Source organism: Pseudovibrio sp. POLY-S9 (assembly GCF_001431305.1).
Lineage (GTDB): Bacteria > Pseudomonadota > Alphaproteobacteria > Rhizobiales > Stappiaceae > Pseudovibrio.
The window spans coordinates 12,954-25,410 of the sequence record NZ_LCWX01000142.1; the positions used below are offsets into that span (position 1 = coordinate 12,954).

11 protein-coding genes and 1 pseudogene are annotated in these 12,457 nt (G+C 51.3%); 6 read left to right on the plus strand and 6 right to left on the minus strand.

All coding sequences use genetic code 11. The features are described 5' to 3' along the window. Window positions 1-203: pseudogene (locus tag PPL9_RS33265) on the minus strand (YheC/YheD family protein); the annotation flags it as partial. Window positions 204-737: 534 nt separating this feature from the next. Between PPL9_RS33265 and repA the strand changes: the two are divergent. The 6 genes from repA (at window position 738) to PPL9_RS12120 (ending at window position 7,213) form a co-directional block, all read left to right on the plus strand. Continuing rightward, the gene (repA, locus tag PPL9_RS12095; protein WP_057462928.1) at window positions 738-1,946 is read left to right on the plus strand and encodes a plasmid partitioning protein RepA; all 1,209 of its coding nucleotides are present in this window, start codon (window positions 738-740) and stop codon (window positions 1,944-1,946) included. Continuing rightward, the gene (gene repB / locus PPL9_RS12100; RefSeq protein ID WP_057462929.1) at window positions 1,943-2,992 is read left to right on the plus strand and encodes a plasmid partitioning protein RepB; all 1,050 of its coding nucleotides are present in this window, start codon (window positions 1,943-1,945) and stop codon (window positions 2,990-2,992) included. Before repA ends, repB begins: the two co-directional genes overlap by 4 nt. 282 nt (window positions 2,993-3,274) lie before the next feature. Then, window positions 3,275-4,642, plus strand: a complete 1,368-nt coding sequence (repC, locus tag PPL9_RS12105) for a plasmid replication protein RepC (RefSeq protein WP_057462930.1) — start codon at window positions 3,275-3,277, stop codon at window positions 4,640-4,642. 50 nt (window positions 4,643-4,692) lie between these two features. Continuing rightward, complete coding sequence (locus tag PPL9_RS12110) at window positions 4,693-5,220, plus strand: GNAT family N-acetyltransferase (RefSeq protein WP_057462931.1); 528 nt, start codon at window positions 4,693-4,695, stop codon at window positions 5,218-5,220. Window positions 5,221-5,382: 162 nt separating this feature from the next. Beyond that, a complete protein-coding gene (locus tag PPL9_RS12115) occupies window positions 5,383-6,462 on the plus strand; it encodes a trifunctional transcriptional activator/DNA repair protein Ada/methylated-DNA--[protein]-cysteine S-methyltransferase (protein ID WP_057462932.1) in 1,080 nt (359 codons plus the stop codon). Beyond that, window positions 6,449-7,213 (plus strand): isocitrate lyase/phosphoenolpyruvate mutase family protein, encoded by a 765-nt coding sequence (locus PPL9_RS12120; RefSeq protein ID WP_057462933.1) that lies wholly within the window; start codon window positions 6,449-6,451, stop codon window positions 7,211-7,213. The genes PPL9_RS12115 and PPL9_RS12120 overlap by 14 nt, the downstream gene beginning before the upstream one ends. A gap of 49 nt (window positions 7,214-7,262) precedes the next feature. On the opposite strand, the gene PPL9_RS12125 is transcribed toward PPL9_RS12120, so the two are convergent. The 5 genes from PPL9_RS12125 to PPL9_RS33270 all read right to left on the minus strand — a co-directional run. Next, window positions 7,263-7,643 (minus strand): LTXXQ motif family protein, encoded by a 381-nt coding sequence (locus tag PPL9_RS12125; RefSeq protein WP_057462934.1) that lies wholly within the window; start codon window positions 7,641-7,643, stop codon window positions 7,263-7,265. A gap of 258 nt (window positions 7,644-7,901) precedes the next feature. After that, a complete protein-coding gene (locus PPL9_RS12130; protein ID WP_057462935.1) occupies window positions 7,902-8,240 on the minus strand; it encodes a hypothetical protein in 339 nt (112 codons plus the stop codon). Window positions 8,241-8,548: 308 nt separating this feature from the next. Continuing rightward, a complete protein-coding gene (locus tag PPL9_RS12135) occupies window positions 8,549-9,562 on the minus strand; it encodes a glutathione S-transferase family protein (protein ID WP_057462936.1) in 1,014 nt (337 codons plus the stop codon). Window positions 9,563-9,623: 61 nt separating this feature from the next. Beyond that, complete coding sequence (locus PPL9_RS12140; protein WP_057462937.1) at window positions 9,624-10,538, minus strand: alpha/beta hydrolase; 915 nt, start codon at window positions 10,536-10,538, stop codon at window positions 9,624-9,626. 130 nt (window positions 10,539-10,668) lie between these two features. Next, window positions 10,669-12,457: cadherin domain-containing protein (locus PPL9_RS33270; protein WP_208989333.1), on the minus strand; the 1,789-nt coding region annotated here is incomplete at its 5' end.

The window sequence follows — 12,457 nt, forward strand, 5'->3', positions numbered from 1 at the left end:
AACACATCTGCTGGCAGGCCAAGGGCTGACCTGCGCTCGGTGTTGATTGCCGTTTTGGCAGAAAATCGGTGACAGGCACCTATTTTAAAGGACAGGTGTTCACCGGTTGTGGCGCCGATTTTTTGAAGGGCACCTTTGGAAAAGACCACTTCATTGCTTGAACTGGACACACGATAAAGATGAAGTTTGACAGCGGAAACCACAGGCCCCCCAAGATCAGCTGGAAATCAGGACAAAACAGGACGAAACCGGTTGGGCCGGACCATACAAGACAGGTTCTCGCCAAAGCCTTGCGGAACTTGGGAAAGCTCTAATGGTTTAGGTTTTTGCGTGTACTTGGGGGCTTTACGACTCAGTGCGAATCTATGACTGATTCACGTGTACACTGCCGGTTGAGAGGAAGGTTCGAACTGTCAAATCGGTATTTCATCGATTTTTGCACATAAACCGTCATGCCCTGGTTTTTTTGTTGACTTGGCGAAAGTGACGTTTCTTAATAAGATTGTTCTGTCTTATTATGGAAATGTTGCTGTAAAATCGGTGGTTTACGCAATATCTGGTAGTTCTCCGGTTCCGCAGTACAAGGACAACGGAAAGAATCTTAACGATCTCTTAATATTGGTTAATACTCGTTAACTATAAAGATATTGACGCGCGTTTTGAAACGGAGAAGGATGCGCTGTGACGGATTATTTTCGCTCTGAACTTCAAAACCGTCATAGAGGTTAAGAGGCAATATGCTGCTCGCTGCTGAACATGATGAAACTTCTGCTGAGAAGATTGCACGCCATTCTGACTTGTTGTCACGGCAACTGCAATCCTTAAGGGAGAAGATGTATCCGCCTGAAGCTATGAAGAAGCTGAAGACGTTCTCTTCGCGCGAGGTTGCAGGCCTGCTCGGCGTTGCCGAATCCAGTTTGCGCCAGCTTTCACTCAACGGCGAAGCAGTTATCCCCGAAAGGCTGGATAACGGCAGACGCATTTATACCCTTCCTCAGATCAACGAATTACGTCGTTATCTGGCTGAAAAACGCCCTGCAGATGCCCTGCGTCTGGACCCGCGCCGCCGTCATGGCGAGAAGATGCAGGTTCTGGCCGTCGCCAACTTCAAAGGCGGCTCTGCAAAGACCACCACAACTGTCCATTTAGCGCACTATCTTGCGCTTCAGGGCCTGCGTGTGCTCGCCATCGACCTTGATCCGCAGGCCTCCTTGTCTGCCATGTTCGGGTATCAGCCAGAGTTCGATGTTGACGAGAACCAGACGCTTTATGCTGCGATTCGTTATGACGACGAGGAGCGCGTTCCACTCAGCCATGTTATCCGCAAAACTTACTTTGATGGACTCGATCTTGTCCCCGGTAACCTGGAACTGATGGAATATGAGCACGAAACCCCGCAAGCAATTGCTCAGGGGCTTTCGCGCGGCGATGGCATGTTCTTCCGCCGCATGGCGACCGTCCTGAAGGAGGTGGAAGATGATTATGATGTTGTGCTTATCGATGCGCCGCCACAGCTGGGGTATCTCACCCTTGGCGCGCTCTATGCAGCAACCGGAATTGTCATCACCGTGCATCCGGCGATGCTGGACGTGTCGTCCATGAACCAGTTCCTCTCCATGACCTCAGAACTGCTGGCGGTGATTGAAGAGGCTGGTGGCACCCTGAGCCACGATTTTGTGCGTTACCTGCTGACACGCCATACACCCCATGATGTGCCGCAGGTGAACGTTGCAGCGCTTCTGCGAGGTCTTTTTGGTGAGGATGTGTTGGCGGCGTCCATTGTGGAGACTACAGCGATTGCCAATGCGGGACTGGAAAAAAAGAGCCTTTACGAGGTTGAGCGCGGAAACATGACCCGCGATACCCTCAATCGTGCTCTTGAATCGGTCGATGCAGCCAATACGGAAGTGTTCCAACTGATCAAACAGGTATGGGGTCGTCCATGAACAAGGCAACTGATCGTTCCAAGAAGATGCGTGCCATGTTTGGCGGTGTTGATCCGGCTGAGTTGGCGAAATCGCCCGGCCCTGCCCCGTCCATGACGGCGACAACGAAGCAACGCGTCTCTCCGGGGGCGATCAAGTCAATGCGCAACACCTTCTCCAACGTGGAGAAGGAGAACGAAAAGCTGCGCCAGATGATCGAGGACGGCAGTGTCGCGCATGAGCTGAACACGGAAGACCTTGACCCATCCTTTGTGTCTGACCGTATGGTCGTGGCCAATGATGAGGATTTTGAGAAGCTCAAGGCCTCCATCTCTGCCAGCGGCCAACAGGTGCCTATTCTGGTGCGCCCGCATCCGGACCTGCCGGATCGTTATCAGATCGCATTTGGTCACCGTCGTTGGCGTGCCTGTAAAGACCTTGGCATCTCGGTTCGCGGGATCATCAAAGAGCTTTCCGATGAAGCCCTTCTGATAGCTCAGGGTCAGGAAAACCATGAGCGGAAGAACCTGTCTTTCATCGAGACAGCGTTGTTTGCTTCACGTCTGGCAAAGACATTCCCGCAGACGGTCATTTCCAAGGCGATTGGTAAGGACGCGACCACCGTATCCAAGCTGCTCAAGCTGATGAATGCGCTGCCAGAAGAATTTGTCCGCGAGATTGGCCCTGCGCCAAAGATCGGGCGTCCAAGATGGGAAGAGCTTGCTGGTCATTTCAATCACGGCCAGTTGCCTGATCCATTCAAGGCCCGTGTTGATGCCGTGATGATCAGTGCTGACTTTGAGCTTTCTGCAAGTGACGAGCGCTTCAGCGCGATCCTGTCTGCCTGCAAGTCTGCCGAGACAACGGCAGCAGTCACAACTGGTTCTATCGCCACAGCCGCTAAGAGCTGGATTGGCGACAAGCAGATCCTGATGAAGGATGGTCCGAATGCGCTGAGCTTTCAGGTGGATGCGAAAAAGCAGCCTGAACTTGCCGCGTTTTTGAAGCGCCGCCTGCCGGATCTGATGGATGAGTTTGAAGAAGAAATTCTGAAGGAGGATGCATGACGGTCTAGTTACGTCTCTTCCAAAGAAAAACGGTCCTGCTGACGGCAATCAACAAGACCGAAATTCCTTGGGTACAAACAAACGATAGCGCTCGATGTAACCCTTTTTTGCATCTTCAAATTACTTCGAGACGCGGTACGAATCAACCCTTCACCAAGGTGTTGAAGCGTCTTTCTGCATGCTAATCGCCAGTTTGTCCCGTTTATCCTCAGTTTGGGGAGGATGTTTTGCGTCCTGACCCATAAGAACACCTACTAGACTTAGTAGGTGAACGGTGTAGCTATGCAATCTGTTGGTTCAGTGGCGTCGTTCAGAAAACTGACGCCGGCAATGGTTGCCAGTCAAAAACTGGCGATGGCCAATGACATTGTGAAGACGACAAAATCAGAGGTCGCAATGGCTTTGAAGAAGGCCGCGCCTGCTTTGGGAATTGATGGGACCACCTATCATATTCTCGATATTCTGATTGGCCTGACGGCTGCAGAGGACTGGTCGCAGGACCGCCGTCCGCTTGTCGCAATTTCTAATGAAAAACTCGCTGAGTATGTCAGCCGCTCCTCTCGTACTGTCGTGCGTTCGTTACGCAGGCTGGTAGAAGCTGGTGTTCTTGCTTACAAAGATAGCCCAACGGGACGTCGTTACATCTACCGTGCTGGTGAAGATCGTCAGATTGAGCGTGGCTATGGGTTGGATTTCTCTCCGGCACGTCAACGTCTGACTGAACTAAAGCAGATTGGTACTGAGTTTGCAGCCCGTCTTGCCCAGGAAAAGGAAGCCAAGCGTACAATAAGCCGGCTTTCGAGAGCTATGGCAGACCTGTTCCGTCTTGCCAGCCTTGAGGAACTGGAAGTCTCAGAGATAGCATCCGCATTCAATGAGCTGATGGACCAGCCAATGGGTGTTGTTGACCGCGCTGAGGCATTGACCATGCTTCATGAACTTTTAGTAGCTCGCTTTGATATGAGCGAAACAACCGCGGAAAAGGGGGCTACTGATGTTGCTGAACATGATGTTTTTTTTGATAGAAACTCAGAAATGTCATGCACAGAAGACAACGATGTCACCCCATATAATGATACAACCTCTCAAGACTCTTGGAAAAAAAGTAAGCAACAGCGGAACGCGTCTAAAGACGCATACATAAATACAAGCAAATCAGGTTACACCCGATTTGAAATGGCTCCTGAAAAGGAACCAGAAAGCGAAACTCGTGCCACAAGCCAAAAGCTGAGCAAAGCTGAAAGTCTGAACTGGTCAGAACATGTTGATCCTCATGAAAGCGATCAGTTCTCCCCTCTCCTGTCTGAGGTTTCCCTTGGGTTGATCAGTTCAGCAACTGCAGAAACTCAAGCTGCCATTGGGCTCGATCTTTCCAGCTGGAACAGTTTGATTGACGCGTCCGATGACATGCGTTTGCTGATTGGCCTCTCTCAAAAAGGCTGGTTTGATGCGAGAAAACGGGTTGGCGATTATACGGCTTCTGCGGTTTTGATCACCACGGTTGAGAAAGCCCTGCGCGATCCGGAAAGCATTGCACGACCGGCTGGATATTTCCGCGCTTGTGTTGACCGGGCAATTGATGGAAAGCTGGCTTTGCATCGCACGTTGTTTGGTCTGGCCGCCTCCGGGTCCTCTGTTGCAGATAACTAGCGCTGGGTTGGGTGGTTTGCCCTTAGCAATTAGAATTGGATGTGAAACTCATGGCTCATGGATCAGCTACAACGCAAATGCCTCTGATCACGTTGTTTCAGGAGGACGACAAGCAGGAGCTGCGTGATTTTCTGGCGGCAGCCTGGACACAGGCCCATGAGGATGAGTTGGGCACTGAGCTGACCAAACAATTGGTTGCCAGGCTGGAAAGCGAAGATCTGGGCGGTGTTGTTCCTGGAGAATACGGGTATCTATACCTTGCCAAGAGCGAGCAGAAGATCGTCGGGTCTTTAGCCTGTGCCCTTCGCGGCGAAGTGGTCTTTATCTGGGCGTGTTATCTGGCCAGCGACTTTCAGCGCAAAGGGTTGGGCCGGGCACTGATGAAACAAGCTGTCTCCGAATTCCCCGAGGATAAAGTCGCCGGAATCTATGTGCTTGAAGGGAATGAGGAAGCCAAGCAGTTTTACCAAAAGCTCGGCTTCATTGATTGCGGCGAGGCCGAGTTTGAGGTCATCGCGGACATCTACACCCCTGCCCGCGTTATGCAAGTTCGCATCGCAAACCTGAACTTAGGTTGATCTAGAGCCCGACTGGTACTGCATAATTTCTGCATTCGGCGCTTTGCTCTATGCTGCTATTGATTAGCTTTGGTCAGGTGCTGAGGTAACATGAAAGCAGATGTCCTTAATAGACGCCCGAAAACCGTGCGCAATTGGGGGCAACTGGATCTATAAGAAACTATGCTTTTTGAACTTCCAGATAACAAAGTGCTTTATCAGGCGCTGATTGATCGAAATCCGGACTTTGATGGTCGGGCCTATGTTGGTGTGCGCTCAACCGGAGTGTTTTGCCGCCTCACTTGCCCTGCCCGCAAGCCAAAGTTTGAGAATTGTTGTTTCTTCGAGACTATTTCCGAGTGCTTTGAAGCTGGGTTCCGCCCTTGCAAACGCTGCCATCCGGTGGGCACGTCTGCCGAGAACGATGAAGTGGTGACCCGGTTGCTGTGTGAGTTTGAAGCCAAACCGCACCATAAATGGTCCGAGTCCGATATTGCGAAACTTGAGTTAGATCCTTCCACCGTTCGCCGCGCCTTCAAACGCCAGTTCGGGATTACGTTTCTGGAAATGGCCCGTCTTTCTCGTTTGCGTGATGGATTTGAGACGCTTTCCGACGGTGGCAAGGTGGTTGATGCGCAGTTGGCCTCGGGCTTTTCGTCTCCAGATGCTTTCCGGCAGGCCTTTGCCCGGTTGCTGGGATGTAAACCGGCAGAGTTGAAAGGCGATGGTCTGCTCAAGGCGGATTGGTTCGATACTCCGCTCGGCGCGATGATTGCCGTGAGCGATGACCGCGCACTTCATCTGCTGGAGTTTGCTGACCGAAAAGCCCTGCCTGCAGAACTTGCCCGATTGCGCAAACAGGTAAAGGGAGATCTGGGCCTTGGCCGGACTGCTCCGACCGATCAGATCGCGTCAGAACTGCGCGAATTCTTTGAGGGCAAGCGACTGGATTTTGATGTGCCTCTGGTGATGCATGGCACCGAGTTTACCAAGGCTGTCTGGCGCGAACTGCGCCGAATTCCGATTGGGGCCACCAAAAGTTACAGCCAGCTGGCGAAGCAGATGGGAAAGCCCAGTTCCACCCGCGCCGTTGCCCGCGCCAATGGAGCGAACCAGATTGCCATTGTTATTCCGTGCCACCGCGTGGTTGGGATGGACGGAGGCCTCACCGGATATGGCGGCGGTCTCTGGCGAAAACAGAAATTGATTGACGTTGAATTGAAAATAGCAAGATCGAAAGGCCTTATTGATGTCTCAGGTTGATAAAGCAAAACAGTTCGCCGCTCTGCATAAAAAAGGTGAGCCTATCGTCCTCTACAACATATGGGATGCGGGCACTGCTCAGGCTGCCACAAAGGCAGGTGCCAAGGCCGTTGCAACGGGAAGCGCATCAGTTGCTGCGGCGCATGGTTACGGAGATGGCGAAGAAATTCCGCTTTCCCTGGTTGAAATCATCGCAAGCCGCATTGCGGAAAGCGTGGATGTCCCCTTCTCTCTTGATTTTGAAAGCGCCTATGCAGATAGCCCTGCGGATGTGAAGGAAAATGCAGCTCGGATCATCAAAACGGGTGCTGTTGGTGTCAATTTTGAGGATCAGAAGGTCCATGGCTCCGGCCTTTACTCGATTGATGAGCAATGTGCGCGGATTGCAGCCTTTCGGGGTGCCGCAGATGAAGCAGGCATTCCGTTTTTCGTCAATGCGAGAACTGATCTGTTTTTGCAGGAACCAGATGCCAGCAAACATGCTGCCTTGGTGGAAGAAGTTGTGCTGCGTGGACAGCGCTATGCCGAAGCTGGCGCCAGCGGGTTCTTCATTCCGGGCTTAACTGATCCAGACCTGATCGCTCAGATTTGCGACGCCGTGCCACTGCCTGTGAATGCTTACATGATGAAGGGCATGCCTGAAATCGCTAAGCTTGGAACGCTTGGCGTTTCGCGGGTGAGTTTTGGGCCGGGACCTTATCGGGAAGCGATGGTTGATCTGAAGCGGAAAGTTGAAACCATACTTGGTTGATATGAGAGGGGAGCATATGCTCCCCTTCCCTTTTTATTGGCGCGCTGTCTTATTTGCCTTCTTTGAATTTCTTTCTCATTTTATCGCGCATTTCCTGCTGCATCGCGCTGAACTTTTCCATCTGCTCTGCGCTGAGAACCTGAGCCATCTGCTCATTCATCTTTTCTCTGGACGCTTGCATTGGACCACGAACTTCGCGCAGTTGTGAAAGGGTTGGCTTCTTGCCACGCTCAATGCCAGCATCTTTCAGGATCGCGCGGCGCTCTTCCATGGATTGCTTCATGATTGGGCGGACTTTTTCTTTCTGCTCATCCGTCAGCTGCAGCTTTTCAGCCATCATTTCCAAACGTTGACCCTTGCCAGGATCCGCCTGGGCGATGAGAGGTGTTGCAAAGAGGAGAGACAGGGAGAGAGCGATTGCCTTGAACATGGGGGCTCCTTTTTTTTGTAAGTCGATAACTCATGAAGACAGTGCGTGGACGCTGCGTTAAGTGCAAACCAATTAGTGTAAGAGAACGTCTCCGTTCCGATCCTTGTGACAGGTCGTTACACTTTCACTAACCCATTAAAATTATTGGGAAATATTCTATTCAGGTTATCTCGCATTTTCATAAAGATATGCCCGCCTCGGTTAGGAGGCGGGCACCGTTGCCAGCATTGGGATTTAAGGCAACCTTAAAGGTGAAGCTTAGTCAAAAAGATCCTGACGAGCTTCGGTTCTGCGAATGACACGGCGCGCGGTTGCTCTGTCCTGACGGCGGTCCCATGCTTTGGGGGCGACAGCAACCGGGGCCGGAGTGACAACTGTTGTGGTTGGGGCTGGTACAACAACTGCAGCAGGCGCCGCATTCATTCGGCAGATCTGGAGTGGATTGCGTCCGGAGTCATAAATGGCAACGCATCCGGTTAATGAGTTTGTCTGAATAATCGTCTTGGTGCCGTTGCTGTCGTAAAAAGTCAAAGCATCGGCGAAAGCTGCGCCAGAAAGAGTAACGAGAGCGGCGCTTGCGATAGCAATTCTTTTCATTCTGATCTCCGGTGGTTCGGTCGTCCAACATGTCTGTTTGGGGTAAAGACACTGTTTGATTGCGTTGAAGGGACTATCGGGGATCAGTTGAAAGAGAGCAATTTGAGTTTTGTAATCGGCTGTCGCTCATCTTGAACTCTGACAAACTCGGTTACAATTTGGGCGGATAAGCGCCGTTGATGGATACATTTTGATGCACACCATCGCAGTTTTCTGCCGATTTTGGGGAAAAGTAACGCACTAGCAGGTGAGTTTGGCAGGGCGTGGATGACTTGGCAGCTGCCAACAATTGCTGCCAAGTCGGATTTTTAAGAGGCGGGCTGCACCAGTGAGACGTCGAGGATCTCTGTCCCTCCAATGAGGAACTCACTCAGTGTTTCACGATGCTCAGGCGTCAGCTTCGCCCACTCATCCCGCAGCCGGTCGAGGCACTTCTTCTGGTATTTGAAGATGTCCTGCGTAAAGAAACCTTCTGGCAGATCTGCAGTAAAGGACGCTTCCCCTTTGTCGATGGCTTTGGAGTTCGCTAACAGGAACGGTAGATAAGTATCGCCTGCCATCTTAAGAAGCTCTTTGACTGCCGGAGTAAGCTCGGTGATCCAGTCACCGTCAAAACCGGAGGCGTCATCTATGTGGTCAAGCCAGCGGAAGACGAAAGGGAACTCCTTTTGCAACATGGCAGACGGGGTTGGGTCGTCTTTAAGTTGGTAGAGCTGCCCGAAGAGAGCCACATCTGCCAATGAGGCCATATCGCCAAACAGGAAATGCTGCTTGGACAAAACCGCTTGTTCCAAAATAGAGAGCATACGCTTGGTGGATGCTTCAATGATAGGCGCTGTTTCCGGTGTGCATCCAACCTTCGGCATGCGGCTGATCTGACGCGCGCCAAACTGCTGGCCCATTGCCTTGATGGTTTTTTCATCCAGACCAAGACAAGCGTCGTAAAGCAACCAGTTCGGCACGATCTTTCGGTCTTCCTCATAAAACCACCGATAATGGAACATGGCTTTCACAAGCCACTCGTCTGCCATGTCCTCAATCAGGTAACACGCGAACCGTATCAGTGGATCGTCGGGAACAAGCGACCTCCCCTCCCCTTTTGCCTCCAAGTCCAGAAGCAGCGGAGTGGAATCGTTCACCCACGTCTCATCCGGATACTTGACGACAGGGATGACTGGAATCTTCACATGCTTGGTTGGGCTGTTCGGTCCCATAGGTGCGCAGAGCTTCCATGCGTGTGGAATGCGTTTTGCTCGGAATGCCGCACGCACCTTCATTGAGTATGGTGAGCCCAACGCTCCGTGTATTTCAAAATTTCCCATATTCCCCTCCCCTGACTTGGCAGTTTCTGATCTATTTCAGGTCCACTGCCAAACTTGGTGTTTACATGTCGTTCAAGATCGCTCCATCACCCTGCCACTGGATTTGCTCTCCCCTCTCCATTTGAACCATCATGTTCAAAATGGCGGCTGGATTTTCCATTGGCAGGAAGTGAGTGTGATCAGGAACGTAAATGTCTTTTGCATTGGGCATGTTCTCTGCCAGCAGCTCCCAGGTGGGCGATGGTGAGAAATCATGCAAGGGTTCATCCGGTTGCCGACGACGTGCGCGTACAATTGTCGTTGGCACAGTCACAGCATCCAGAAGCGGATAAATGTGGTCTCCGTAACAAGTGCGATAAACCTCGGCTTCAGCATCTGGTGGACAAGCGAGTTGGTATCCTTCGCCCTGCTCTGAAGCGATTAATCCGTGATCGCAGTAATCCTGCAAAATTTCAGGCAACCAGCTGTTGTATGGTTTGCGGGTTTTGAACCGCTCGTACATTTCACTTACATCGGCCCATTGGTTTCGGCGCCGGGCAACCGGATGGTCCTGATCTGCAATTTGCTTGAAGAACGGAAGCAGCGGTTTTGGAAACACGACTGGATCCAACAGAAGAATGTTTTTGTAGAGCTCAGGAAACTTGGCAGCTGCCAAGATAGACAAATGACCTCCACAAGAATGGCCGACACCGAATACTTGATTGAGCCCGAGTTGCTCGACCACTGCGAAAAGATCATCTCCCAGATCAGTCCAGAGTTTCGGCAAGGCAGCATTGTCGCTTTGGCCATGACTGCGCATATCCCATGCTATGACATGGCGATCGGGAAAATGCTTGATGATGTAATCCCAGACGCGACCATGAAATCCTGTGGCATGGAGAAGCAAGAATGTAGGACCTTCGCCCGCCCATTCGTGAAGACAGATCTTATGATCTCCCGTATGGACGAATTTCTGAATGGGGGTATCTGAACGCATGGAATTTCCTCTGCAGCAATGTCAGAAGAAGTGTAGTCATACCGTATGGGAGAACAAGCTCTACCAAAGCAGAATAGTGATTTTATTTCAAAATTCTCGACTTGGCAGCTGCCAAGTTTGGTAAGATTGCCTAGGACATTGGGAATGCATTTTCAATTGGGAGCTCGACCTCCGGCATATAGCCTTTTACTTCGATGCTCATTGTTGCTCCATTTGTCGTTGTGTCCTGGACGTCGACTGTGGTGACAGTTTCCCAATCTTCGTTATGATCTTTTCCATCCAAGTCGACTTGCACTGCGTATTGTCCTGCTTGATTTTCTATTATGCGAATGAACTGGTCGGGAAAGTGATAATGTTGATCCCATGATTTATCACTATAATCTTCGAGCAATTTGGATAGATCTATAACGTCTCGGTCTCCGCCTGCGGAGCTCTTCAGCTGGAAGTCTGTGATGTGATCTGCTGCTCCGTCGAGTTGCTCAAAGAAGAAGATGTCAGAGCCTTCACCACCTGTAAGTTCGTCGGTTCCAGCTCCGGCAGTCAGTTGGTCGTTGCCTTCAAAACCATTGATCACATCATCTTCATCGGTGCTTTTCAGAATGTCGTCGCCGGCTGTCCCATCAATCTGGTTCCTTGGATCGGTGGCACCGTCATCTGGATTAGGGTGAACTTGAATACTGGTGATGGACGGGTTGGAGTTCCCACCCTCGGAGTGAACAACGACTGAGAGGCTACGCGCCTGCAAGCTTTCAGATGTGGTTGTGAAGGTGATTGAGTTCAACAAATTCTGATAGGTGGAAGCATCGGTTATTCCAGAGAACGTGAGTGTCATAACTCCGCTGCCGTTGTCTTCCAGCTGGCTGGAGACGCCATCGATATCCAAGAAGTTGAGATGATCACCATCCTGCGCATTGAAGAGTTTGAGAGTCAGGCCCGACATCTCATCCTGCACTCCGTCGATCTTGGCAGACTTGGCAATTGCCAAGTCGTCATCTCCAAGCTGAAAGGATGCTTCAAAGTGTTGCTGTTCCAGTGGCTCTGGCTGGACTATTGAAACCGTTAGCTCCTCAATTCTCAATGTGTCTGCGGCAGTGAGATCCGCTGGTGCAACCAAACGGATCTTTGTCGCAGATGAGATGTAATCGCTTAGATCAAGTTTGATCGACTGGGACTGAGTGTGACCGATCAGACTGGAAATCTCGCCAATCTGGTGGACGGACCCATCAGCCAACAGGGCTTCAATGTAGAATGATTTCGCCGGACCGTTCGTTGCGAACTCTGCTGCGTATGTGAGTTGGATTGAGGCACTTTGGGCGCCTGTCAGATCAAACGTCTTGCTGATACAGGCGAGATTGTCGTCTCCCTCTGAAGACGAACCGGATCGATCTGAGAGAACCAATTCGCCAGTATCGGCGTCAATGTAGATATCTGAGGAACCATCACTGGCGGCTTTAGCTTCTCCGTCATCTCCACTTTCTACCCAAGGCGTGGATTGAATTTGGCCCATTAGCTCAGAAGAATACAAGGTTTCATCGAAAGTCCAGCTGACTTGGTAACTGCCAGGTTCTCGGGTGTTAAGGAAAATGGTGGGCGGTGCAGTGGGCGGACTCGTGCCTTCGGTGACTTCAATGCGGAACTTTTGAGCAGCCTCCGCGCCAGAACTATCTTTCGCGACTACAGTGATCTCATAGATGTTGTTACCGTCCAGATCCATGGGTGCTTCGAAGGATACATCTTCTTTCCAGCTTACCTGGCCGGTCTGTTCGTCGATGTTGAAACGGGCCTTGTCAGACCCTTCGAGAAAAAAATGGAGAGGGTCTCCATCTGCATCTGAAGCATTTGCCGTGAACACAGTATCGGGACCATCATCCTCGACACTCATGTGAAGCGGCGTATCCTGGCCGACGCCGGAAAAGATC